This window comes from Stutzerimonas stutzeri, from assembly GCF_000219605.1.
GTDB classification, from domain to species: Bacteria; Pseudomonadota; Gammaproteobacteria; order Pseudomonadales; family Pseudomonadaceae; genus Stutzerimonas; species Stutzerimonas stutzeri.
The window spans coordinates 707,494-731,895 of record NC_015740.1; the positions used below are offsets into that span (position 1 = coordinate 707,494).

Genomic DNA, 24,402 nt, shown 5'->3' on the forward strand with positions numbered 1-24,402 from the left:
CCGCCTGCCCGCGCATTGCGCGCTGGCAGGTAGCGGTCTGAAGGATCAGCGAGTGCCGAATACCACCATGGTCTTGCCTTTGACATAGACGAGACCCTGGGCTTCCAGGCTCTTGAGCACCCGACCGACCATCTCGCGGGAGCAACCGACGATACGGCCGATTTCCTGGCGGGTGATCTTGATCTGCATGCCGTCCGGATGAGTCATGGCGTCGGGCTGCTTGCACAGGTCGAGCAAGGTGCGCGCGACACGGCCGGTAACGTCGAGGAAGGCCAGGTCGCCGACCTTGCGTGTGGTGTTGCGCAGACGCTCGGCCATCTGACTGCCGAGGGCGTAGAGGATGTCCGGATCCTGCTGGGTCAGCTCGCGGAATTTCGCGTAACTCAGCTCGGCCACTTCGCACTCGGTCTTTGCGCGGACCCAGGCGCTACGTTCCTTGTCCGAACCTTCCTTTTCGAAAAGCCCCATCTCTCCGAAAAAGTCGCCCGCGTTCAGGTAAGCGATGATCATCTCGCGGCCGTCATCATCCTCGATAAGGATGGTGACCGAGCCTTTGACGATGAAAAAAAGCGACTCGCAACGGTCGCCAGCGTAAATGATCGTGCTTTTTGCCGTGTACCGCCGTCTATGGCAGTGCGCGAGCAACTTGTCGATATTCTTGATCTTGATCTTGGGCGTGAGCGAGATAGCTACCATGCTGTGGGGTCCGGATAAGTATTTGAAAGACTGATTGGTTATTGTTATTTGTGACTATGATTCAGCTTTCGTCAGCTTAACGACGAAGGTAGTCCGAGAGCAAAGTTGCGACACCGGAAACGTGCGGGTCAACGCACCTTTAGTCGTGTGTATCGTCGCTGGCGACAAGACGACCCATGTTAAGCTATTTGTTCTGGTCTTTATGGAGTTGGCGATGAAAGCGCGCATTCAATGGGTCGATGGCGCAATGTTCCTGGGTGAGTCCGGAAGCGGTCATGTCGTTGTCATGGACGGGCCACCCGAGAACGGTGGGCGAAACCTCGGTGTACGGCCCATGGAGATGCTGCTGCTCGGCCTGGGTGGCTGCAGCAATTTCGACGTGGTCAGCATCCTGAAAAAGTCGCGACAGGCGGTCGATAGCTGCGAAGCCTTCGTAGAGGCCGAACGCGCTTCGGAAGACCCCAAGGTATTTACTCGTATCCACCTGCGTTTCGTCGTCAAGGGCCGCGGGCTGAAGGAGGCTCAGGTCAAGCGCGCCGTCGAGCTGTCGGCCGAGAAGTACTGCTCCGCTTCCATCATGCTCGGTAGAGCTGGCGTCGAGATCACCCACGCTTACGAAATCGTCGAACTGGACTGATCGTGGCCGTGCAGGTCCGGCCAGGCTCGATAACCTGACCAAGATTAACTGGCGTATGTACAACGCATGGACGACGCGTACGACGCCGAATGGCTCACCAGATTCTTAGCGATGTGATCGATCACAAGTGCAAATATCTCGACATTGCCATGATCTCGCCGCTGAAGGCACTCTTTGCTGATCGAAGATTCGATCGAACATCGTCACCTTCGGCTTTTTGCGCGTTCATTCGGATCGAGGGAACGAACACATCGCATCGAGCATGAATTCAATTGTGTCTTCGCGGATACATGCCCGGCGTATCAGAGGTTCGACATAAACAAGAAAGGGCGCCGCTGCGCCCTTTCTTGTGCCCGCTCGCCTATTCAGATGCGGTAGGTGGCCTTGGTCATGACTTTGGAAACCAGGCTCATGCCGAACTTGACGGGTGCCGGGAAGCGCAGCCCACCGGCTTCGATCGCCGCCGTGGAATGCTGTGCTTCGTCCTCGCGCATCTGCTCGAGAATGGATCGGGATTTCTCATCCCCGGCTGGCAACTGGCCGAGGTGATCGTCCAGGTGCTTGCAGACCTGGTCTTCGGTCGCCGCGACAAAGCCGAGACTGATGCGGTCGCTGATCAACCCGGCCGAGGCCCCGATGCCGAAGGAAAGGCCATAGAAAATCGGGTTGAGCACACTGGTGTGGCTGCCCAGCTGGCGGATGCGCTGCTCACACCAGGCCAGATGATCGATCTCCTCATCCGCAGCCTGCTCCATCGCCTGGCGCACCCGCGGCAGGCGCGCCGTCAGTGCCTGCCCCTGGTAAAGCGCCTGGGCGCAGACTTCACCGGTGTGGTTGATGCGCATCAACCCGGCAACATGGCGGGTTTCACTCTCGCTGAGCTCCGTCTCGGTCTTCAGCAGTGCCGGCGAAGGGCGCGAGGGTTGACCGCTGAACGGGAGCAGCGTCCGTAATGCCGCATCGGCCTGCATGAGCAGTCGGTCGGCAGGGGAGTAGTGGCGTTGGCTGGGCATATGTCCTCCGGAAAAAGATGAGGTCGCTAGCAAGGCATCATTCGCGGTGCGGGGATTGCGCTGCCGTCAGCCGGGCGGCCAGTGCATCTGGCGTTGTCCGAGTACGTGCATATGAATGTGATAGACCGTCTGCCCGCCAAGGTCGTTGCAGTTCATTACGACTCGAAAGCCATCCTGGCAGCCCTGTTCTTCGGCCAGGCGCTGCGCCGTGAAGAGGATGTGCCCGGCGAGCACCTTGTCGTCCTTCTCGCTCAAATCATGCAGCGTGGCAATGTGCTTTTTCGGAATGACCAGAAAGTGGACGGGAGCCGGAGCGCCAATGTCGTGGAAGGCAATGACCTGATCGTCCTCATAAAGCTTGCGCGCCGGGATTTCCCCGGCCACGATCTTGCAAAACAGGCAATCCATGACGGTTCTCCGATTGCGTCGGCCGTACAGTGTATCAGGGCGATCCAGCCAGGGTGAGCCTGCACAGGGAGGTGAGGTGAAGAACGATATCCATGATCTGGGCCTTGTGCTCGAATCGCGCGTCAAACTCGTGCTGGTCGAGTCGTGGGACGAGCGGCGGGTGCTCGAAACCCTGACGGGGCTGGCCGTACGGCAAGGCTTGGGTTTTTACGTCTGGTCTGCTACCGAAGGGCTGCGGCATCTGGGTTTCGGGGGTGAGCTGCAAGGCGGCGAGGAAAGCTGCTCGCCGGAGGTGGCGCTCAAGCGGGTGAAGCAGGACGTTCGGGCGAACCTCTATGTGTTCTGCGACCTGCATCCATACCTGGACGAGCCAAAGCTGGTGCGCTTGCTCAAGGATATTGCACTGAGCGAAGCGCCCATGGCGCCCACCATCGTCCTGGTGTCGCATGCGCTCAAGCTGCCGCCCGAGGTGCAACGCCTCGCTGCACGATTCAGCCTGTCGTTGCCTGCCGAAGAGGAGCTGATCGCGATCGTTCGTGAGGAAGCCACTCGCTGGAGCGAGCGCAATCGAGGGGCGAGGGTTCGCACCGACAATCGGACCCTGCAGCAGGTCGTGAAGAATCTGCGCGGCCTAAGCCACGCCGAGGCGCGAGCCCTCGCGCGCAATGTCATCTGCGATGACGGCGCCATCACGCAAGATGACCTGCCCGACCTCAACCGGGCCAAGTTCCGGCTGCTGGATCTCGACGGCGTGCTGGGCTTCGAATACGAAACCGCGCGCTTTGCGGAAGTCGGAGGGCTGGCGAATTTCAAGCGCTGGCTGGCTGAGCGTCAGGGCGCATTCCTCGGCGGTCAGGGTGACGACCTGCCACGCGGAGTGATGCTGGTCGGGGTCCAGGGTGGCGGCAAGAGCCTCGCTGCGAAGGCGGTTGCCGGTTTATGGGGGCTGCCCCTGCTGCGCCTTGACTTCGCGTGCCTGTACAACAAGTACTTCGGCGAAACCGAGCGCAATCTGCGGGAGGCTCTGGCACTGGCCGAACAGATGGCGCCTTGTGTGCTGTGGATGGACGAGATCGAGAAAGGCCTGGCAACCGGCGACATGGACGGCGGTGTCAGCCAGCGGGTATTGGGGACGTTGCTGACCTGGATGGCTGAGCGCACCGCCCCGGTGTTCATGGTGGCCACGGCGAACGCGATCGATCGGCTGCCGCCTGAGTTGCTGCGCAAAGGGCGCTTTGACGAGCTGTTCTTCGTCGACCTGCCCGACCTGGCGACGCGCGCGGAGATCTTCCGAATTCACCTTGCTCGCCGTGAAATGGAGCCGGACGGTCTCGGGCTCATGGCGCTAGCCGAGGCCAGTGAAGGATTCTCTGGTGCGGAAATCGAGCAGGTGGTGGTCAGCGCCGTCTATGCCGCCCAAGCCCAGCAAAGACCGGTCGATCAGGCGATGCTGCTCGAAAGCCTGCGAGCGACCGCGCCACTGTCGGTGGTCATGTCCGAGCATCTATCGGCCCTGCGCGCCTGGGCGCAGGGTCGTACGGTGCGTGCTGATTGACTGCTGACCTCAGAAGGCACTCTGGCGCAGATCGACCAGCGTCGGGACGGTCAATGCTGCCGCGACGCCAATCAGGATGACCACCAGCCAGAGGGTCGCGAGTATCTTTACCGACAGGCTGTTGGGGGGCGGCGGCGAGCCGTATCGATTGACGTCTTTGCTTCCCGGCACGAGCATCATGACGAAGGGGAAGATCGTGCCGACGACTGGCACCAGGTTCAGCAGGAGCAGCCAGCCAGACCAACCAAAATCGTGCAGGCGCTGCACGCCGATCTGTACGTTGACCACCAGCATGCCGATGAAGATCAGGCCCATGCAGATCACGCCGGCAATGCTGGAGATGGCCATGATAATTCCGGCGATGCCGAACAGCCCCGCTGACGCGAGCACGACGACCAGTGACCAGGCCAGATAGCGAAGTCGACCGATCCGTCCGCTGACGGAGAAGGGCTTGAGTTCCCCGTGCATCGGCATGACCTCGCCTACGAGGGACGAGGGAGGCGCGTACGGGGAAGGCCCTGCACTTGCGCTGCGAGGCTTGGTCTCCTCGCGCAGCTGGGCCTGGCGTGCGAGGTACTTGTCGATGATGATGCCGCAGGCGCTGCATTCGCTGGATTGGCTTTGCACGTGGCCGCATTTGGGGCAGGTCATCGGAGCGGCGCTGGGCTCATGAACGCGTGCAGCAGCCAGCTCTTCCTCGGTCTGGACCAGACTCAACGAGGGTGCCATGCGCTCGGGCTCCTTGTATGCCCTGGCCCCCGCCCGGTGCAGCGCGCCGAGGTACTTGTCGGCCTCATTGCTGCTGAGCTTGCTCTTGATGATGGCAGCCTCGCCACTGAACAGGCGTTCCACCTTGCCGAGGTCGGTCTTGAATAGCGCTGCGAGATTGGTCTTCACTGCCTCGAGAGGCATGTCTGGCATCAATTCGCCGTTGAAGACAATCCTGAATTGAGCTTCTTGCATGTGGCGTCCGTGTCACAGATGGGTGGTGGGGCAAGAGTAGAGAGCTTGCACAGCGGAAACAACACGGTTCAGCCAAGACTTCGAGCTGTATGCCACAAAGCCGGCCGCCGGGCCGGCTTTGATCGGAGCTTTCAGAACGGCTTGATGACCACCAGAATGACGATGGCGATCAGAAAGAGCACGGGAATCTCGTTGAACCAGCGATAGAAAACGTGGCCCCGCATGTTCTCGTCACGTGCAAAGCGCTTCATCTGCGCACCGCACATGTGGTGATAGCCGATCAGCAGAAGCACCAGGGTCAGCTTCGCGTGGAGCCATCCTCCGGTGCTGAACAATCCGGGGTTGAGCATGACCATCCATACTCCGAAAACCAGGGTGGCGATCATCGACGGCAGCATGATGCCGCGGTACAGCTTCCTTTCCATGATCTTGAAGCGTTCCCGGCTAGGTTGATCGTCACTCATCGCGTGATAGACGAACAGGCGCGGCAGGTAGAACAAGCCGGCAAACCAGCAAACGATGGCGATGATGTGCAGCGCTTTGAGCCAGAGGTAAAGCATCGGATTGAATCCTTCGAAGGCGGACGCGTCGATAGTAGTGGCTGGGGTCGCGCCCGTCATCCCGACGGTTGGCCCGCGATCAAAGCAGCTTTATCATCGCGCCTTTACGTTTTCAGTTCGAGGGCAGGTCATGATCAAGGTCGGTATCGTAGGCGGCACAGGCTATACGGGCGTCGAATTGTTGCGCCTGCTCGCTCAGCATCCGCAGGCCGAAGTGGTGGTGATCACCTCCCGCTCTGAGGATGGAGTGAAGGTCACCGACATGTTCCCGAACCTGCGCGGGCATTACGATGGCCTCGCATTCAGCGTGCCCGATGCAGCCACGCTGGGCGCCTGCGATGTCGTGTTCTTCGCTACTCCGCATGGTGTTGCTCACGCACTGGCCGGAGAGCTGCTGGCCGCGGGAACGCGGGTGATCGACCTGTCGGCGGATTTCCGGTTGCAGGATGCCGATGAGTGGGCCAAGTGGTACGGCCAGGCTCATGGCGCTCCCGAGCTGCTGCCCGAAGCGGTTTACGGCCTGCCGGAGGTCAATCGCGATCAGATCAGGAAGGCTCGCCTGATCGCGGTACCTGGCTGCTATCCAACCGCGACCCAGTTGGGTTTTCTGCCTTTGCTGGAGAACGGACTGGCCGATGCGTCGCGCTTGATCGCCGACTGCAAGTCCGGTGTCAGTGGTGCCGGACGCGCCGCAAAGATCGGATCGCTGTTCACCGAGGCTGGCGAAAGCATGATGGCGTACGCCGTCAAAGGGCACCGTCATCTGCCTGAAATCAGCCAAGGGCTGCGCCGGGCAGCTCAGGGTGACATTGGCCTGACCTTCGTCCCGCATCTGACCCCGATGATTCGCGGCATCCATGCGACACTGTACGCTACGGTTGCGGATACTTCGGTGGATCTGCAGCGCCTGTATGAGCATCGCTATGCCGATGAGCCTTTTGTGGACGTCATGCCCGCGGGCAGCCACCCTGAGACCCGTAGCGTGCGTGGCGCCAACGTCTGCCGTATCGCTGTGCACCGCCCTCAGGGTGGCGATCTGGTCGTGATCCTGTCGGTCATCGACAATCTGGTGAAGGGTGCCTCTGGTCAGGCCGTCCAGAACATGAACATCCTTTTTGATCTGGACGAGCGCATGGGGCTGGGCAATGCGGCGCTGCTGCCGTGATGGAGTCGCATGACGTAGCTCGACCGGGCAATGGTGAATAGTTGACCGGTTTTGTCAGGCAAGCCGATAATGCAACGTCAACGCAGTAGGGCGTTTCACGCCAGGAGAACCCAATGAGTGTCGAATCCTTCACGCCCACCGCCATCCAGTTCAGTCAGGGGGCTGCGAGCAAGGTGAAGAGCCTCGTCGATGAGGAAGGCAATCCGCGCCTGAAGCTGCGCGTCTTCGTCACGGGTGGCGGGTGCTCGGGTTTCCAGTATGGCTTCACGTTCGATGAGGATGTGGCCGATGACGATACGGTTATCGAGCGCGAGGGCGTCAGTCTCGTGGTGGATCCGATGAGCTATCAGTACCTGGCAGGTGCTGAGGTTGACTATCAGGAAGGTCTGGAAGGCTCGCGCTTTGTCATCAAGAATCCGAATGCCACGACCACCTGCGGTTGCGGACAGTCGTTTTCAATCTGACCCATCGTTGAACCGAGAACGCCGTGCTTATGCACGGCGTTTTTGTTTGCGCGGCTTGCTATGCGGGATAAATGGCGCCGAGGATGCGCTCGCCTCTTGCCCCGGTCACGCTGGGGCGGTTGGCAGGAATGCGCTCCAGGCAGCAATGCGCGAGCCAGGCGAACGCCATCGCTTCCACCCAATCCGGCGGCACGCCTTCGCTGTCCGTGCTTCTGACATCTATGGCGGGGAGTAGCGCTTGTAAACGCCGCATCAGCACCAGGTTATGCGCGCCGCCGCCGCAAACGAGCAGGTCCTGGGTACCGGGTTGGCTCCCAACAAGTGATTCGGCAATGCTTCTGGCGGTCAGCTCGAGCAGTGTTGCCTGTACTGCTTCGGGCTGCAGGTGCTCGCGTCCTGCCAGCATTCTTTCCAGCCATTCGAGATTGAATCGCTCGCGTCCGGTGCTCTTCGGCCCACGCGTCGTGAAGAAGCTGTCGCGCAGCATGTCGCCAAGCAGGCCTTGATCTGTCGTGCCGCTGGCCGCCCAGTCGCCGTTACGGTCGTACGGTTGGCTCAAGTGGCGCTGAATCCACGCATCCATGAGGGCATTGCCCGGCCCGCAGTCGAAACCATGGGTGGGCTTACCGGGACATAGAAGACTGAGATTACTGAAGCCGCCGATGTTGAGCACCGCGCGCACTCGATCAGCCCTGCCAAAAACCGACTCATGGAAGGCCGGCACAAGCGGCGCGCCCTGGCCGCCAGCGGCCACATCGCGACGGCGGAAGTCGCTGACGACGGTGATGCCGGTCAGCTCTGCCAGCAGCGCTGGATTGCCGATCTGAATGGTGAAACCGCGCTGGGGTTCATGACGCACCGTTTGGCCGTGGCTGCCGATGGCGCGTACGGATTCGGGCGAGAGGTGCTGCTCGGCGAGTAGCTGGTTGGCCATGCCGGCCACCAGCTTCGCCCAATGCTGCTCCGCTATGGCCGCCCGCGCCAGTTCATCCCCAGAGGATGAGCACAACGCCAACAGCTCCTGGCGGAGCTGGTCAGGCATCGCCTGGTAGCGGGTGGCAAGCAGGCGAGTGTGGTCGGTCTGCTCTACAAGAGCGAGGTCCACACCATCCAGGCTGGTGCCAGACATCACTCCCAGATAGAGGGGCACGATTACTGCCGGTTGAGGGCCAGCATGGTGGCCCTTTCTTCATCCATGCGCGCCATCAGGGGTTGGCTCTGCTGCATGAAACGTGGCATCTCGCTCTTGGCGATCGGGTCGGCCATTGGCAGTTTCAGTCCGAGTGGGTCGACGTGGACACCGTCTACCTGGAACTCGTAATGCAGGTGCGGTCCGGTGGAAAGTCCGGTGGTCCCGATATACCCGATGATCTGGCCCTGCTTCACGGTGGAACCGTTGCGTACGCCTTTGGCGAAGCCCTGCATGTGCGCGTAAAGGGTCCGATAGCGCTGGCCGTGCTGGATGATCACGGTATTGCCGTAACCCCCCTTGCGGCCTGCCAGCAGGACCTTGCCATCTCCCGCGCTCTTGATCGGCGTGCCGTGTGGAGCGGCGTAATCCACGCCTTTGTGTGCACGAATCTTGTTCAGAATGGGATGCTTGCGGCCATTGGAGAAGCGCGAGCTGATTCTGGCGAAGTCCACCGGCGTACGGATAAACGCTTTGCGCATGCTGGTGCCGTCGGCGTTGTAGTAGCTGGTGGTGCCATCCTTGCTGGTGTAACGAACCGCAGAATAGGTCTTGCCACGGTTGGTAAAGCGGGCAGCCAGGATATTGCCGGTACCTACGCGCTGACCTTCCACAGTCTTCTCTTCGTAAATGACCTCGAAGCTGTCGCCCTTGCGGATGTCGAGCGCGAAATCGATGTCATATCCGAAGACATTGGCCAGATCCATCGTCAGGTTGTGGCTGAGGCCGGCGCGCTTGGCTGCGAGGAACAGGCTGCTATCGATCTCGCCGCGGGCATAGACGGTACTGACCTCCGGCTTCACCTGCTCTTTCTTGAATACGTAACCCTTGGGGGTTTGTTCCAGCGCGAGGGTTTCGAGACTGTTGAGCTTGCTTCGCAGGCTCGCGAGCTCACCTTGCTCGGTCAGCTGGAATTCGAGCGTCTGACCGATCTTCAGGCGGGAAAGCTGCTTGGCATCCGGACTGCTCGCCAGGACTGCATGCATGACGGCTGGCGACAGGCCAACCTTGGCAAATACGGTCGATAGCGTATCCCCATTGGCTACCACTACGCTTTTTGCCAGAGGATCGGTTTCGGCAACAGGCTCGCCAGTCTGGTCTTCTGGTTTGTCCTCGTCACTGCTCGCCTGCTCGGATGTCTGCATGTCGGAAGCGTAGGCGAACGGAGAATCTGCGGGGCTTTGCGCGGTGGTATCAGGCTCGGCGATGATCTGTCCGGAGGACTCGAGCTTGAGGTCGAGGAAGGTTTTCTTCGCTTCGACTTCACGGGATGGGAATACGAGCAGCGCCAGGCTCAGCAGCGCGGCTACACCACTAGCAGCCAGAAGATGGCTCTTGGGGTAGTTCGGAGCTTTTGATTTGGAAGGCATCATTGGGCTTCTGGCATTTTTTTGTGCGGGAAATAACTGTCTAAAATATAAGCAAAGCCCTGCTGAGGCAACCCTTGCGGCTAGTTAACTGCCGGCCGGTGCAGGCCTCGAGGTTTGTAAACGGCCTGCGATATTGTAAGGTTGTCGCCCTTTATAATGGATGGTGCGGGGCATTGCCATGAAGTCGGTTCAAGAGCAGTTGTCGGTGATCAAGAGGGGCGCTGATGAGGTGCTCGTCGAGTCTGAGCTGGTTGCCAAGCTTGAGCGAGGCGAGCCGCTGCGCGTCAAGGCTGGATTCGATCCGACGGCTCCCGACCTTCATCTCGGTCACACGGTGCTGATCAACAAGATGCGCCAGCTTCAGGAGCTCGGGCATCAGGTAGTCTTCCTTATAGGTGATTTTACCGGGATGATTGGTGACCCAAGTGGCAAAAGTGCCACAAGGCCGCCGCTGACGCGGGATCAGGTGCTGGAGAACGCCGAGACCTACAAGGCTCAAGTGTTCAAGATTCTGGATCCGGCAAGAACCGAAGTGGCATTCAACTCAACCTGGATGGACCAGCTGTCGCCTGCAGACTTCATTCGCCTGGCTTCCCAGTACACAGTTGCGCGAATGCTCGAGCGTGACGACTTCAGTAAGCGTTACTCGACCAACCAACCGATCGCCATTCACGAATTCCTGTATCCGCTGGTTCAAGGCTATGACTCCGTGGCGCTGAAAGCTGATATCGAGCTCGGCGGGACGGACCAGAAATTCAACCTGCTCATGGGGCGTGAGCTGCAGCGGGCGTACGGCCAGCCTTCCCAGTGCGTGGTGACCATGCCGTTGCTTGAAGGGCTCGATGGCATCAAGAAGATGTCCAAATCCCTTGGGAACTACGTCGGGATCCAGGAAGCGCCTGGAGTGATGTATAGCAAGCTGGTGTCGATTCCTGATTCGCTCATGTGGCGGTATTTCGAGCTGCTTAGCTTCCGCTCTGAGGAAGAGATTGCCGAGTTTCGATCCGACGTGTCGCGCGGTGCCAATCCGCGCGACATCAAGATCAAGTTGGCTGAGGAAATCGTTGCGCGTTTCCATGGTGACGAAGCCGCTGCGACGGCTCATCGCTCGGCAGGTAATAGAATGAAGGATGGCGAGCTACCAGAGGACCTGCCTCAGATTGACTTGGTTTCCGAGCAGGACATGCCTATTGCCTCTGTTCTCAATAAAGCCGGGCTCGTTAAGAACGCTGCCATGGCGCGCGATCTGCTCGGCTCTGGCGGGGTGCGTGTTGACGGGCAGGTCGTGGATCGCGATTTCGTGTTTGAGTTGGGCGCGACGCATGTCTGTCAGGCAGGCAAGAAGTCGTTCGCTCGCGTTGCGCTAAAGTCGGGTTAAAAACCGAAATAAACGGTTGACGGCAGTTTTCAGGTGCCTATAATGCGCACCACTTCCGGCGCAGTCCTCAAGCAAAACCTCTTGTAAATCAAAAGGTTAGCTAAATAAAAGGGTTGCACTGGTGGCGGATTCGGGTAGAATGCGCCGCGCTGGCAGGGCGGTGGTTGAGTCCTGTTGGTGGCTTCGGTCGGGTTGATCGAAAGCGGTTGAAAGAGGTGGTTGACAGCGGTTTTGGACGCTGTATGATTCGCCTCCCGCTGACGAGAGATGCAGATTGATCGAGGCGGCAAGCGGTTGAGTAGAAAAGAGATTTTCGAAAAACAGCTTGACAGTAAGAAAGGCTGCTGTAGAATGCGCGGCCTCGGTTGAGACGAAAGGCTTGATCGAAACGCTCTTTAACAACTGAATCAAGCAATTCGTGTGGGTGCTTGTGAATGTAAGACTGGTAGTCGCAAGATTATCAGCATCACAAAGCAACACTCGTTTATTCGAGAGTTACTCTTTCTAGTAAAGAGATTTGCGATTGCTGAGCCAAGTTTAGGGTTTTCTCAAAACCCAAGCAGTATTGAACTGAAGAGTTTGATCATGGCTCAGATTGAACGCTGGCGGCAGGCCTAACACATGCAAGTCGAGCGGATGAGTGGAGCTTGCTCCATGATTCAGCGGCGGACGGGTGAGTAATGCCTAGGAATCTGCCTGGTAGTGGGGGACAACGTTTCGAAAGGAACGCTAATACCGCATACGTCCTACGGGAGAAAGTGGGGGATCTTCGGACCTCACGCTATCAGATGAGCCTAGGTCGGATTAGCTAGTTGGTGAGGTAAAGGCTCACCAAGGCGACGATCCGTAACTGGTCTGAGAGGATGATCAGTCACACTGGAACTGAGACACGGTCCAGACTCCTACGGGAGGCAGCAGTGGGGAATATTGGACAATGGGCGAAAGCCTGATCCAGCCATGCCGCGTGTGTGAAGAAGGTCTTCGGATTGTAAAGCACTTTAAGTTGGGAGGAAGGGCAGTAAGTTAATACCTTGCTGTTTTGACGTTACCAACAGAATAAGCACCGGCTAACTTCGTGCCAGCAGCCGCGGTAATACGAAGGGTGCAAGCGTTAATCGGAATTACTGGGCGTAAAGCGCGCGTAGGTGGTTCGTTAAGTTGGATGTGAAAGCCCCGGGCTCAACCTGGGAACTGCATCCAAAACTGGCGAGCTAGAGTATGGCAGAGGGTGGTGGAATTTCCTGTGTAGCGGTGAAATGCGTAGATATAGGAAGGAACACCAGTGGCGAAGGCGACCACCTGGGCTAATACTGACACTGAGGTGCGAAAGCGTGGGGAGCAAACATGATTAGATACCCTGGTAGTCCACGCCGTAAACGATGTCGACTAGCCGTTGGGATCCTTGAGATCTTAGTGGCGCAGCTAACGCATTAAGTCGACCGCCTGGGGAGTACGGCCGCAAGGTTAAAACTCAAATGAATTGACGGGGGCCCGCACAAGCGGTGGAGCATGTGGTTTAATTCGAAGCAACGCGAAGAACCTTACCAGGCCTTGACATGCAGAGAACTTTCCAGAGATGGATTGGTGCCTTCGGGAACTCTGACACAGGTGCTGCATGGCTGTCGTCAGCTCGTGTCGTGAGATGTTGGGTTAAGTCCCGTAACGAGCGCAACCCTTGTCCTTAGTTACCAGCACGTTAAGGTGGGCACTCTAAGGAGACTGCCGGTGACAAACCGGAGGAAGGTGGGGATGACGTCAAGTCATCATGGCCCTTACGGCCTGGGCTACACACGTGCTACAATGGTCGGTACAAAGGGTTGCCAAGCCGCGAGGTGGAGCTAATCCCATAAAACCGATCGTAGTCCGGATCGCAGTCTGCAACTCGACTGCGTGAAGTCGGAATCGCTAGTAATCGTGAATCAGAATGTCACGGTGAATACGTTCCCGGGCCTTGTACACACCGCCCGTCACACCATGGGAGTGGGTTGCTCCAGAAGTAGCTAGTCTAACCTTCGGGGGGACGGTTACCACGGAGTGATTCATGACTGGGGTGAAGTCGTAACAAGGTAGCCGTAGGGGAACCTGCGGCTGGATCACCTCCTTAATCGAAGACACCGGCTTCGTCATAAGCTCCCACACGAATTGCTTGATTCACTTGCGAAAGGCGATTGGGTTTAGACCCGAGAGTAACGATTGGGTCTGTAGCTCAGTTGGTTAGAGCGCACCCCTGATAAGGGTGAGGTCGGCAGTTCGAATCTGCCCAGACCCACCAATCGAAGGGGCCATAGCTCAGCTGGGAGAGCGCCTGCTTTGCACGCAGGAGGTCAGCGGTTCGATCCCGCTTGGCTCCACCATTAACTCTAGTCGCCGAAAGCTCAGAAATGAGTGTTTACCAGGATGAGGTTGATTGCCTGGGTTGAGCATTGATTTCTGGACTTTGCGCCAGAACTGTTCTTTAAAAATTTGGGTATGTGATAGAAGTAGACCGATGTGTTGCTTTCACTGGCAGCATGTCGCGTCAAGGTAAAATTTGCGTGTTCTCTATGCAAATTTTCGGCGAATGTCGTCTTCACGTTATAGACAGTAACCAGATTGCTTGGGGTTATATGGTCAAGTGAAGAAGCGCATACGGTGGATGCCTTGGCAGTCAGAGGCGATGAAAGACGTGGTAGCCTGCGAAAAGCTTCGGGGAGTCGGCAAACAGACTTTGATCCGGAGATGTCTGAATGGGGGAACCCAGCCATCATAAGATGGTTATCACACACTGAATACATAGGTGTGTGAGGCGAACCAGGGGAACTGAAACATCTAAGTACCCTGAGGAAAAGAAATCAACCGAGATTCCCTTAGTAGTGGCGAGCGAACGGGGACTAGCCCTTAAGCTTCTTTGATTTTAGCGGAACGCTCTGGAAAGTGCGGCCATAGTGGGTGATAGCCCTGTACGCGAAAGGATCTTAGAAGTGAAATCGAGTAGGACGGAGCACGAGAAACTTTGTCTGAACATGGGGGGACCATCCTCCAAGGCTAAATACTACTGACTGACCGATAGTGAACCAGTACCGTGAGGGAAAGGCGAAAAGAACCCCGGAGAGGGGAGTGAAATAGAACCTGAAACCGTATGCGTACAAGCAGTGGGAGCCTACTTTGTTAGGTGACTGCGTACCTTTTGTATAATGGGTCAGCGACTTATTTTCAGTGGCGAGCTTAACCGAATAGGGGAGGCGTAGCGAAAGCGAGTCTTAATAGGGCGTCTAGTCGCTGGGAATAGACCCGAAACCGGGCGATCTATCCATGGGCAGGTTGAAGGTTAGGTAACACTGACTGGAGGACCGAACCGACTACCGTTGAAAAGTTAGCGGATGACCTGTGGATCGGAGTGAAAGGCTAATCAAGCTCGGAGATAGCTGGTTCTCCTCGAAAGCTATTTAGGTAGCGCCTCGTGTATCACTGCTGGGGGTAGAGCACTGTTTCGGCTAGGGGGTCACCCCGACTTACCAAACCGATGCAAACTCCGAATACCAGCAAGTGTCAGCACGGGAGACACACGGCGGGTGCTAACGTCCGTCGTGAAAAGGGAAACAACCCAGACCGTCAGCTAAGGTCCCAAAGTCATGGTTAAGTGGGAAACGATGTGGGAAGGCTTAGACAGCTAGGAGGTTGGCTTAGAAGCAGCCATCCTTTAAAGAAAGCGTAATAGCTCACTAGTCGAGTCGGCCTGCGCGGAAGATGTAACGGGGCTCAAACCATGCACCGAAGCTACGGGTTCAACGCAAGTTGAGCGGTAGAGGAGCGTTCTGTAAGCCTGTGAAGGTGAGTTGAGAAGCTCGCTGGAGGTATCAGAAGTGCGAATGCTGACATGAGTAACGACAATGCGAGTGAAAAACTCGCACGCCGAAAGACCAAGGGTTCCTGCGCAACGTTAATCGACGCAGGGTGAGTCGGTCCCTAAGGCGAGGCTGAAGAGCGTAGTCGATGGGAAACGGGTTAATATTCCCGTACTTCTAGTTACTGCGATGGGGGGACGGAGAAGGCTAGGCCAGCAAGGCGTTGGTTGTCCTTGTTTAAGGTGGTAGGCAGAGATCTTAGGTAAATCCGGGGTCTTAATGCCGAGAGCTGATGACGAGCTTTCTTTTAGAAAGCGAAGTGGTTGATGCCATGCTTCCAGGAAAAGCCTCTAAGCTTCAGGTAACTAGGAACCGTACCCCAAACCGACACAGGTGGTTGGGTAGAGAATACCAAGGCGCTTGAGAGAACTCGGGTGAAGGAACTAGGCAAAATGGCACCGTAACTTCGGGAGAAGGTGCGCCGGTGAGGGTGAAGTATTTACTACGTAAGCCCATGCCGGTCGAAGATACCAGGCCGCTGCGACTGTTTATTAAAAACACAGCACTCTGCAAACACGAAAGTGGACGTATAGGGTGTGACGCCTGCCCGGTGCCGGAAGGTTAATTGATGGGGTTAGCGCAAGCGAAGCTCTTGATCGAAGCCCCGGTAAACGGCGGCCGTAACTATAACGGTCCTAAGGTAGCGAAATTCCTTGTCGGGTAAGTTCCGACCTGCACGAATGGCGTAACGATGGCGGCGCTGTCTCCACCCGAGACTCAGTGAAATTGAAATCGCTGTGAAGATGCAGTGTATCCGCGGCTAGACGGAAAGACCCCGTGAACCTTTACTATAGCTTTGCACTGGACTTTGAGCTTGCTTGTGTAGGATAGGTGGGAGGCTTTGAAGCGTGGACGCCAGTTCGCGTGGAGCCATCCTTGAAATACCACCCTGGCAACCTTGAGGTTCTAACTCTGGTCCGTTATCCGGATCGAGGACAGTGTATGGTGGGTAGTTTGACTGGGGCGGTCTCCTCCTAAAGAGTAACGGAGGAGTACGAAGGTGCGCTCAGACCGGTCGGAAATCGGTCGCAGAGTATAAAGGCAAAAGCGCGCTTGACTGCGAGACAGACACGTCGAGCAGGTACGAAAGTAGGTCTTAGTGATCCGGTGGTTCTGTATGGAAGGGCCATCGCTCAACGGATAAAAGGTACTCCGGGGATAACAGGCTGATACCGCCCAAGAGTTCATATCGACGGCGGTGTTTGGCACCTCGATGTCGGCTCATCACATCCTGGGGCTGAAGCCGGTCCCAAGGGTATGGCTGTTCGCCATTTAAAGTGGTACGCGAGCTGGGTTTAGAACGTCGTGAGACAGTTCGGTCCCTATCTGCCGTGGACGTTTGAGATTTGAGAGGGGCTGCTCCTAGTACGAGAGGACCGGAGTGGACGAACCTCTGGTGTTCCGGTTGTCACGCCAGTGGCATTGCCGGGTAGCTACGTTCGGAAGAGATAACCGCTGAAAGCATCTAAGCGGGAAACTTGCCTCAAGATGAGATCTCACTGGAGCCTTGAGCTCCCTAAAGGGCCGTCGAAGACTACGACGTTGATAGGTTGGGTGTGTAAGCGCTGTGAGGCGTTGAGCTAACCAATACTAATTGCCCGTGAGGCTTGACCATATAACACCCAAACAATTTGGCTGTTAGACGGTAAGTCGACAAACAGACCGAAAATCTGCACGAACACGCAATACCGATTCGATCACATACCCAATTCGCTGCAGCGGCTAAACCCCGAGGCAGCAACCGAATTGCTTGACGACCATAGAGCGTTGGAACCACCTGATCCCATTCCGAACTCAGAAGTGAAACGATGCATCGCCGATGGTAGTGTGGGGTTTCCCCATGTGAGAGTAGGTCATCGTCAAGCTCCTACACCAAACCCCCGATCCGCGTAAGCGGGTCGGGGGTTTGCTTTTGGGGCGGCAGAAAGCTTTGTGCAGCCATTCTCTGTATCGCTATTATTCGGGCCTCGTTATGGGGGTGGCATGAATAAGCTTTTAAGGTTGCTCCAAGATGGGCGGTTTCATTCTGGGCAGGAGTTGGGCGAGGCATTGGGAGTAAGTCGCAGTGCTGTCTGGAAACACCTCCAGCGCATTCAGAATGAAACCGCGCTCCCCCTCTATAAGGTCCCAGGCCGCGGGTACCGATTGGCAGAGCCATTGTCGCTGCTCACCGAAGATCAGTTGCTTCCGCAATTGGAGGCGTTGGGCTGGGAGCTCTATCTCTTCGACGCTCTCGACTCGACAAACGCAGAAGCTCTACGGCTTCTGTCTACTGGTCGGGCTCCGTTCCTGGTAGTTGCCGAGTCTCAGTCTGCCGGACGGGGGCGGCGTGGGCGGCACTGGGTGAGTCCGTTCGGGCAGAACCTGTATTGCAGCTTGGCGTTCAAGGTGCACGGTGGCACTAGGCAGCTGTCGGGCATGAGTCTGGTGGTCGGCTTGGCCGTCATGCAGACATTGCGCGGAATGGGATTGCCTCAAGCCGGGCTGAAGTGGCCGAACGACGTGTATGTGGACGGGCGCAAGATCGGCGGGATTCTGCTGGAGTTGACCGGGGATCCGGCGGATGAGTGCCATGTCATAGCCGGCATCGGGATCAATGTGAATATGGCGGACGCTGAGGGGATCGACCAACCTTGGACATCGCTCCGGGAGTGGATTGGGATGGTTGATCGAAATGAGCTGCTGCTGACGCTCGCCGCCACACTCAAGACATACCTTGATCGACACCTGGCTGCTGGTTTCGCCAGCCTCAGGGAGGAGTGGGAGGCCGCCCATATTTGGCAGGGGCAAAGCTGTACGCTTAGTACCGGCGCGCATGAGCTATCAGGAACGGTCTTAGGGGTCGATCCGCAAGGTGGGCTCAGGCTAATGATTGATGGTGTTGAGCGTTCCTTCAGTGGGGGAGAACTTAGCTTGAGGTTGGATCGATGATTCTTGAGCTGGATTGCGGCAACAGCTTGATCAAGTGGCGCGCGTTGAGCCCTGACTCTGGAGTCGTGGTTGCGCAAGGGGCCTCGAGTTCGTCGATAGAACTGTTGAGCGAACTCGCCAGTTTGGCCTTGTTGCGAATATCAAAAGCCAGATTGGTCAGTGTCCGCAGCGATCAGGAAACCGCAGAAATCTGCTCGCGTATATCGGACGCGCTAGGTGTTGGGGTGCAGCGCGCTGTGCCCTCGAAGGAGCTTGGCGGGGTAGTCAATGGATATTTAGAGCACGAGCGTCTCGGGATGGATCGCTGGCTGGCTATGGTTGGCGCTTTTCAGTTAAGGCGCAATGCAATGCTTGTGGTGGACCTGGGCACGGCAGTAACTGCGGATCTTGTGGATGAGAACGGCTTGCACCTAGGTGGCTACATTTGTCCCGGCCTGTCCTTGCTGAGAAGTCAGTTACATACTCATACGCAGCGCATACGTTATTCGATGGAGGAGGCGCTTTCCTCGTGCGACGCTCTAGAGCCTGGGCGCACTACAGGTGAAGCAGTAGAGCGCGGCTGCCTGTTGATGCTTCGCAGCTTTGTGTCGTCGCAAATCGCGCACGCCAGTGGTCGTTTCGGGACGGACGTCAGTGTATATGCCACGGGAGGGGACGCTGCGCTCATAGAGGATATCGATCTGATCCAGCGGGTGCCGGATCTCGTTTTCCGAGGGCTGGCAATCGCTTGCCCCTAGCGCATCTATAAGGTTGAAAATCGAATGCGTTGGTTGTTTCTTCTTTTGGTGCTTTTGAATGTTTTTTTCTGGATTCAGCACCAGTATCAGTCTCCGGTCCGTGTCAAAGAAATAACGCCGCTGGATTCCTATAATCGCCCTCAGCAGAACATAACGCTGCTAAGTGAATCTTCAGCAAAGGAGCGCAGAAGCAGTGCCTCGCCGCTCGCTACAGAGAACGGTTGCTTGTTCCTGGGTGGGTTCGATGATCGGCCGCCGGCGGAAGCCCTGGAGCAGAGGCTGCTAAGCCTGGACGTACAGTCTGAAATACAGGAGGTGGATACAGCCAGTGGCGTGGACTACTGGGTGTATCTGCCTCCTCTAGCGTCCAGGCAGGCGTCTTTGCGTCAGTTGCGTGAGCTGCAAAGTCGCAATATCGACAGCTACATCATTACGGTAGGCGATCTGGCAAACGGCATTTCCCTTGGAATATTTTCCCGCAAAGACTCTGCAGAAGGGGTCGTTGCGCGCTTGCGCGAGGTGGATTATGCGGCGCTGGTTCGAGAGTTACCGAGAATGCACCGCAAGTACTGGGTGCGCGTAGGGGCCGCCAGCCGTGGTCAGCTGGACGATGCAATGTTGCAGGGGTTGAAGAACGACATGCCGGAGCTGCAGCATCGGCAGATGCCCTGCGCGGGCGTTGCAACTTCTGAATAGTTTGCATAGAATGGCGCCCGCTTCGCAGCGAGGGCTGAATGGTCTCTCCGTGGAGCGGCTGTCAATGAAGCTAACCTCAAGATTTATATGAGAAAATGCTTGACAGCGTGGTGGCAGATGCTGAAAATGCCGCCTCACTTTGGAGGGGTTCCCGAGCGGCCAAAGGGATCAGACTGTAAATCTGACGTCATAGACTTCGAAGGTTCGAATCCTTCCCCCTCCACCAGATTCAAGCGTAAGCTTCGGCGTTCGCGGGTATAGTTTAGTGGTAGAACCTCAGCCTTCCAAGCTGATGATGCGGGTTCGATTCCCGCTACCCGCTCCAGGTTCGATGTTTGCGGTATATGTTTCGCTCATGTAGCTCAGTTGGTAGAGCACACCCTTGGTAAGGGTGAGGTCAGCGGTTCAAATCCGCTCATGAGCTCCAAACCTCAAAGGCAGATATGTGAATATCTGCCTTTGTTTTAATGGTGGCGTGACTAGCTCAATTCAACGATGGGAGACGGTCTCGATGGCTAAAGAAAAGTTCGAACGTAACAAACCGCACGTCAACGTCGGCACCATTGGTCACGTCGACCATGGCAAGACCACTCTGACTGCCGCTCTGACTCGCGTGTGCTCCGAGGTCTTCGGTTCCGCTCGTGTCGACTTCGACAAGATCGATAGCGCTCCGGAAGAGAAGGCTCGTGGCATCACCATCAACACCGCCCACGTAGAGTACGACTCCAACGTCCGTCACTACGCGCACGTTGACTGCCCGGGTCACGCTGACTACGTGAAGAACATGATCACCGGTGCTGCCCAGATGGACGGCGCGATCCTGGTCTGCTCGGCTGCTGACGGCCCCATGCCGCAGACTCGCGAGCACATCCTGCTGTCCCGTCAGGTTGGTGTTCCGTACATCGTCGTGTTCCTGAACAAGGCCGACATGGTTGATGACGCCGAGCTGCTCGAGCTGGTCGAGATGGAAGTTCGTGACCTGCTGTCGACCTACGACTTCCCGGGTGACGACACTCCGATCATCATCGGCTCCGCGCTGATGGCGCTGAACGGCGAAGACGACAACGAGCTCGGCACCACTGCGGTGAAGAAGCTGGTCGAGACCCTGGACAGCTACATTCCCGAGCCGGTTCGTGCCATCGACAAGCCGTTCCTGATGCCGATCGAAGACGTGTTCTCGATCTCCGGTCGCGGCACGGTGGTAACCGGTCGCGTAGAGCGCGGCATCGTCAAGGTTCAGGAAGAGATCGAGATCGTCGGTCTGCGTCCGACCACCAAGACTACCTGCACCGGCGTTGAGATGTTCCGCAAGCTGCTCGACGAGGGTCGTGCTGGCGAGAACTGCGGCGTGCTGCTGCGTGGCACCAAGCGTGACGAAGTGGAGCGTGGTCAGGTTCTGGCCAAGCCGGGCACCATCAAGCCGCACACCAAGTTCGAAGCCGAAGTGTACGTGCTGTCCAAGGAAGAAGGTGGTCGTCACACCCCGTTCTTTAAGGGCTACCGTCCTCAGTTCTACTTCCGTACCACTGATGTGACCGGATCGTGCGAACTGCCGGAAGGCGTCGAGATGGTAATGCCGGGCGACAACGTGAAGATGGTTGTCACCCTGATCAAGCCGATCGCCATGGAAGACGGCCTGCGCTTCGCGATTCGCGAAGGTGGTCGTACCGTTGGTGCCGGCGTGGTTGCCAAGATCGTCGAATAACGATTGATCTGTTTGAAGCAGGTCGGCATAATAGTCGGCCTGTCTCTTTCTAGGCCAGTAGCTCAATTGGCAGAGCGGCGGTCTCCAAAACCGCAGGTTGGGGGTTCGATTCCCTCCTGGCCTGCCATTTTCAATATCGAATATGGCAGTCTTTACAAGGTTCTAGCAGATGAATGTCAAAGCTGAAGCCAATGATGCGCGCTTCGATCTGGTGAAGTGGCTTGTTGTGGCTGCTTTGGTTGTGGTTGCTGTTGTTGGCAATCAGTACTACTCCGCTGAGCCTATTCTCTATCGTGTCCTTGCTGTTCTCGCAATAGGCGTGGTTGCCGCGTTTGTTGCTCTGCAGACGTCCAAGGGGCGTTCGTTTGCCGTGTTGCTGAAAGAAGCGCGCGGCGAGATTCGCAAGGTCGTCTGGCCGACCCGTCAGGAAACCACTCAGACTACGTTGATCGTGGTCGTTGTCGTTCTGGTTATGGCGCTGCTGTTGTGGGGGCTCGATTCCCTGCTTGGCTGGTTGGTCTCCATGGTTGTGGGTTAAGGGTGTCTCGTGGCTAAGCGTTGGTATGTTGTGCATGCTTACTCGGGTTACGAGAAGCACGTCATGCGCTCTCTGATTGAGCGCGTCAAGCTTGCCGGCATGGAAGATGAGTTCGGCGAGATTCTTGTTCCGACCGAGGAAGTGGTCGAGATGCGTAACGGGCAGAAGCGCAAGAGTGAGCGCAAGTTCTTCCCAGGTTACGTGCTCGTTCAGATGGAGATGAATGAGGGTACTTGGCACCTGGTCAAGGATACTCCTCGTGTGATGGGCTTTATCGGCGGTACGGCTGACAAGCCGGCGCCCATTACGGACAAAGAGGCTGAGGCCATTCTTCGTCGCGTCGCCGATGGCAGTGATAAGCCGAAACCGAAAACGCTCTTCGAGCCAGGTGAAGTGGTGCGGGTGGCCGATGGTCCGTTCGCAGATTTCAATGGCGTGGTCGAAGAGGTCAATTACGAGAAGAGCAGAATCCAGGTTGCGGTTCTTATCTTCGGTCGCTCTACGCCAGTAGAGCTGGAGTTCAGTCAGGTCGAAAAGGTTTAACTGAACGAAGCATCCCTCACCCCGCAGCTTCAGGCTGCGGGGTTTTGTCGTCACTGGGATAAATCAGCAATGGGGAGCCGCAAGGCGTTATAACCCGTAACGGAGTAACTATGGCTAAGAAGATTCAAGCTTACATCAAGCTTCAGGTAAAGGCCGGTCAGGCTAACCCGTCGCCGCCCGTCGGCCCCGCTCTGGGTCAGCATGGCGTCAACATCATGGAATTCTGCAAGGCGTTCAACGCCCGGACCCAGGGCCAGGAGCCCGGTCTGCCGACTCCCGTGATCATCACTGTCTACAGCGATCGCAGCTTCACTTTTGAAACCAAGAGTACTCCTGCTGCAGTGCTGCTGAAGAAAGCTGCTGGCATCACCAGCGGTTCCGCTCGCCCCAACACTCAGAAGGTCGGCACCGTCACTCGTGCGCAGTTGGAAGAGATCGCCAAGGCCAAGCAGGCTGATCTGACTGCTGCCGAAATGGAAGCTGCCGTTCGGACCATCGCTGGTTCGGCTCGTAGCATGGGTCTGAATGTGGAGGGTGTGTAATGGCTAAGCTGACCAAGCGCCAGAAGGCTATCGCTGAGAAAATCGAATCCGGCAAGCAGTATGCGTTCGAAGACGCCGCCAAGCTGCTGGCAGAGGTTTCTGCTGTCAAGTTCACCGAGTCGTTCGATATCGCGATCAATCTCGGTGTCGATCCGCGTAAGTCCGACCAGGTCGTTCGCGGTGCAACCGTTCTGCCGAATGGCACTGGCAAGACCGTCCGCGTAGCCGTTTTCACCCAGGGTCCGGGCGCCGAAGCTGCTCTGGCCGCCGGTGCTGACCGCGTAGGTATGGACGATCTGGCTGCCGAAATGAAGGGCGGCGACCTGAACTATGACGTCGTCATCGCCTCTCCGGATGCTATGCGTGTCGTTGGTCAGTTGGGCCAGATTCTCGGCCCGCGTGGCCTGATGCCGAACCCGAAGGTGGGTACTGTCACTCCGGACGTCGCGACCGCTGTCAAGAACGCCAAGGCCGGTCAGGTACGTTTCCGTACTGACAAGAACGGCATCATCCACACCTCCGTGGGTAAAGTCGGTTTCGACGCCGCTGCGCTGAAGCAGAACGTCGAAGCGCTGCTGTCGGATCTGAAGCGCCTGAAGCCGTCGACGTCCAAAGGTATTTACGTCAAGCGCGTGACCCTGAGCACCACCATGGGTCCGGGACTGGTCATCGATCAGGCTTCCCTGGAAGCGTAAGACATCAGTCGCCTCATTCGTGAGGCGGCTCGCAAGATTGGGGTCCCTGCCTGGCGGGGGCTATCCAAGACCGTAGGTGGCGCAAGCCTTAAACCCGGAGAGTGATCTCTTGAACCTACGCAGATGGTGCTCCCGATTCGTACCGAATCAGACACCAAAACGCCGTCGGGCTTCGGCCTGACGAAACGGTAAAAACCAGGAGTAAACCCGTGGCAATTAAACTCGAAGACAAGAAGGCCATCGTCGCTGAAGTCAACGAGGCTGCCAAAGCCGGTCTGTCCGCTGTCGTGGCTGATGCCCGTGGCGTGACCGTCGGCGCAATGACCGGACTCCGTAAAGAGGCCCGAGCGGCTGGTGTATACGTGAAAGTCGTGCGTAACACCCTGCTCAAGCGCGCTGTTGAAGGCACTCAGTTCGACGTGCTCAACGACGTGTTCAAAGGCCCGACCCTGATCGCATTTTCCAATGAACATCCGGGCGCTGCTGCTCGTATCTTCAAGGAATTCGCCAAGGGTCAGGACAAGTTCGAGATCAAGGCAGCTGCGTTCGAGGGCAAGTTCCTCGCAGCAAACCAGATCGACGTACTGGCAAGCCTGCCGACTCGCGAAGAGGGCATTGCACAGCTGATGAGCGTGATTCAAGGCGCCACCAGCAAGCTCGCTCGCACCCTGGCAGCTATTCGCGACCAGAAAGAAGCTGCGGCTGCCTAAGGCAGCGTAAGCCCTTTCAAAAT

At 57.3% G+C, this 24,402-nt stretch carries 21 protein-coding genes, 6 tRNA genes and 3 rRNA genes; 23 read left to right on the top strand and 7 right to left on the bottom strand.

Annotated elements, in window-relative coordinates:
* Positions 1–45: 45 nt before the first annotated feature.
* A complete protein-coding gene (gene crp, locus PSTAB_RS03210; RefSeq protein ID WP_013981697.1) occupies positions 46–696 on the bottom strand; it encodes a cAMP-activated global transcriptional regulator CRP in 651 nt (216 codons plus the stop codon).
* 214 nt (positions 697–910) lie between these two features.
* Here crp and PSTAB_RS03215 point away from each other — a divergent pair, with 214 nt between their 5' ends.
* Positions 911–1,333, top strand: a complete 423-nt coding sequence (locus tag PSTAB_RS03215; protein ID WP_013981698.1) for an OsmC family protein — start codon at positions 911–913, stop codon at positions 1,331–1,333.
* A gap of 365 nt (positions 1,334–1,698) precedes the next feature.
* Here PSTAB_RS03215 and coq7 read toward each other — a convergent pair whose 3' ends face one another.
* Entirely contained in the window at positions 1,699–2,346 is a 648-nt protein-coding gene (gene coq7 / locus PSTAB_RS03220) for a 2-polyprenyl-3-methyl-6-methoxy-1,4-benzoquinone monooxygenase (RefSeq protein WP_013981699.1), read from the bottom strand.
* 66 nt (positions 2,347–2,412) lie between these two features.
* Entirely contained in the window at positions 2,413–2,754 is a 342-nt protein-coding gene (locus PSTAB_RS03225; protein ID WP_013981700.1) for a histidine triad nucleotide-binding protein, read from the bottom strand.
* A 76-nt stretch (positions 2,755–2,830) separates the two neighbouring features.
* Between PSTAB_RS03225 and PSTAB_RS03230 the strand changes: the two genes are divergently transcribed.
* On the top strand, positions 2,831–4,309 hold the full coding sequence (locus PSTAB_RS03230) for an AAA family ATPase (protein ID WP_013981701.1): 1,479 nt from the start codon (positions 2,831–2,833) through the stop codon (positions 4,307–4,309).
* Between the two features lie 9 nt (positions 4,310–4,318).
* On the opposite strand, the gene PSTAB_RS03235 is transcribed toward PSTAB_RS03230, so the two are convergent.
* Positions 4,319–5,272: a DUF805 domain-containing protein gene (locus PSTAB_RS03235; protein ID WP_013981702.1), complete on the bottom strand. Its 954-nt coding sequence runs from the start codon at positions 5,270–5,272 to the stop codon at positions 4,319–4,321.
* A 131-nt stretch (positions 5,273–5,403) separates the two neighbouring features.
* On the bottom strand, positions 5,404–5,832 hold the full coding sequence (gene hemJ, locus PSTAB_RS03240) for a protoporphyrinogen oxidase HemJ (protein WP_013981703.1): 429 nt from the start codon (positions 5,830–5,832) through the stop codon (positions 5,404–5,406).
* A gap of 130 nt (positions 5,833–5,962) precedes the next feature.
* On the opposite strand from hemJ, the gene argC reads away from it, so the two are divergent.
* Both argC and erpA read left to right on the top strand, forming a co-directional pair.
* On the top strand, positions 5,963–6,997 hold the full coding sequence (argC, locus tag PSTAB_RS03245) for an N-acetyl-gamma-glutamyl-phosphate reductase (RefSeq protein WP_013981704.1): 1,035 nt from the start codon (positions 5,963–5,965) through the stop codon (positions 6,995–6,997).
* A 113-nt stretch (positions 6,998–7,110) separates the two neighbouring features.
* Entirely contained in the window at positions 7,111–7,461 is a 351-nt protein-coding gene (gene erpA / locus PSTAB_RS03250) for an iron-sulfur cluster insertion protein ErpA (RefSeq protein ID WP_011911967.1), read from the top strand.
* Positions 7,462–7,519: 58 nt separating this feature from the next.
* On the opposite strand, the gene PSTAB_RS03255 is transcribed toward erpA, so the two are convergent.
* Positions 7,520–8,611, bottom strand: a complete 1,092-nt coding sequence (locus PSTAB_RS03255; protein WP_187283643.1) for an anhydro-N-acetylmuramic acid kinase — start codon at positions 8,609–8,611, stop codon at positions 7,520–7,522.
* Positions 8,612–8,613: 2 nt separating this feature from the next.
* Positions 8,614–10,023: an OapA family protein gene (locus PSTAB_RS03260; protein WP_013981705.1), complete on the bottom strand. Its 1,410-nt coding sequence runs from the start codon at positions 10,021–10,023 to the stop codon at positions 8,614–8,616.
* A gap of 175 nt (positions 10,024–10,198) precedes the next feature.
* On the opposite strand from PSTAB_RS03260, the gene tyrS reads away from it, so the two are divergent.
* The 19 genes from tyrS to rplJ all read left to right on the top strand — a co-directional run bounded on the left by tyrS (position 10,199) and on the right by rplJ (position 24,379).
* Positions 10,199–11,398 carry a tyrosine--tRNA ligase gene (tyrS, locus tag PSTAB_RS03265; RefSeq protein ID WP_013981706.1) on the top strand — a complete coding sequence of 400 codons (1,200 nt, stop codon included), beginning with the start codon at positions 10,199–10,201 and terminating at the stop codon, positions 11,396–11,398.
* Positions 11,399–11,965: 567 nt separating this feature from the next.
* A 16S ribosomal RNA gene (locus tag PSTAB_RS03270) occupies positions 11,966–13,502 on the top strand.
* 91 nt (positions 13,503–13,593) lie between these two features.
* Positions 13,594–13,670, top strand: a tRNA-Ile gene (locus tag PSTAB_RS03275).
* A 6-nt stretch (positions 13,671–13,676) separates the two neighbouring features.
* Positions 13,677–13,752: transfer RNA gene (locus PSTAB_RS03280), tRNA-Ala, on the top strand.
* A 254-nt stretch (positions 13,753–14,006) separates the two neighbouring features.
* Positions 14,007–16,897 (top strand): 23S ribosomal RNA (locus PSTAB_RS03285).
* Positions 16,898–17,031: 134 nt separating this feature from the next.
* Positions 17,032–17,147: ribosomal RNA gene (rrf, locus tag PSTAB_RS03290) — 5S ribosomal RNA — on the top strand.
* The 16S, 23S and 5S rRNA genes sit together here with 2 tRNA genes alongside, the layout of an rRNA operon.
* 118 nt (positions 17,148–17,265) lie before the next feature.
* Entirely contained in the window at positions 17,266–18,213 is a 948-nt protein-coding gene (birA, locus tag PSTAB_RS03295; RefSeq protein WP_041771632.1) for a bifunctional biotin--[acetyl-CoA-carboxylase] ligase/biotin operon repressor BirA, read from the top strand.
* Positions 18,210–18,950 carry a pantothenate kinase gene (locus PSTAB_RS03300; RefSeq protein ID WP_041771633.1) on the top strand — a complete coding sequence of 247 codons (741 nt, stop codon included), beginning with the start codon at positions 18,210–18,212 and terminating at the stop codon, positions 18,948–18,950. Before birA ends, PSTAB_RS03300 begins: the two co-directional genes overlap by 4 nt.
* A gap of 24 nt (positions 18,951–18,974) precedes the next feature.
* Positions 18,975–19,646, top strand: a complete 672-nt coding sequence (locus tag PSTAB_RS03305; protein WP_041771634.1) for an SPOR domain-containing protein — start codon at positions 18,975–18,977, stop codon at positions 19,644–19,646.
* A 141-nt stretch (positions 19,647–19,787) separates the two neighbouring features.
* Positions 19,788–19,872: transfer RNA gene (locus PSTAB_RS03310), tRNA-Tyr, on the top strand.
* 25 nt (positions 19,873–19,897) lie between these two features.
* Positions 19,898–19,971: transfer RNA gene (locus PSTAB_RS03315), tRNA-Gly, on the top strand.
* A gap of 26 nt (positions 19,972–19,997) precedes the next feature.
* Positions 19,998–20,073 (top strand) — tRNA-Thr (locus PSTAB_RS03320).
* A gap of 84 nt (positions 20,074–20,157) precedes the next feature.
* Complete coding sequence (tuf, locus tag PSTAB_RS03325) at positions 20,158–21,351, top strand: elongation factor Tu (protein WP_011911986.1); 1,194 nt, start codon at positions 20,158–20,160, stop codon at positions 21,349–21,351.
* Between the two features lie 51 nt (positions 21,352–21,402).
* Positions 21,403–21,478 (top strand) — tRNA-Trp (locus PSTAB_RS03330).
* Positions 21,479–21,520: 42 nt separating this feature from the next.
* Positions 21,521–21,889, top strand: coding sequence for a preprotein translocase subunit SecE (secE, locus tag PSTAB_RS03335; RefSeq protein WP_011911975.1), 369 nt, complete (start codon positions 21,521–21,523; stop codon positions 21,887–21,889).
* Positions 21,890–21,898: 9 nt separating this feature from the next.
* Positions 21,899–22,432, top strand: a complete 534-nt coding sequence (gene nusG / locus PSTAB_RS03340) for a transcription termination/antitermination protein NusG (protein WP_011911976.1) — start codon at positions 21,899–21,901, stop codon at positions 22,430–22,432.
* Positions 22,433–22,542: 110 nt separating this feature from the next.
* Complete coding sequence (rplK, locus tag PSTAB_RS03345; RefSeq protein ID WP_011911977.1) at positions 22,543–22,974, top strand: 50S ribosomal protein L11; 432 nt, start codon at positions 22,543–22,545, stop codon at positions 22,972–22,974.
* Positions 22,974–23,669, top strand: coding sequence for a 50S ribosomal protein L1 (gene rplA, locus PSTAB_RS03350; protein ID WP_013981709.1), 696 nt, complete (start codon positions 22,974–22,976; stop codon positions 23,667–23,669). Before rplK ends, rplA begins: the two co-directional genes overlap by 1 nt.
* A 209-nt stretch (positions 23,670–23,878) precedes the next feature.
* Positions 23,879–24,379, top strand: coding sequence for a 50S ribosomal protein L10 (gene rplJ / locus PSTAB_RS03355; protein WP_011911979.1), 501 nt, complete (start codon positions 23,879–23,881; stop codon positions 24,377–24,379).
* The last annotated feature ends 23 nt before the right edge of the window (positions 24,380–24,402 follow it).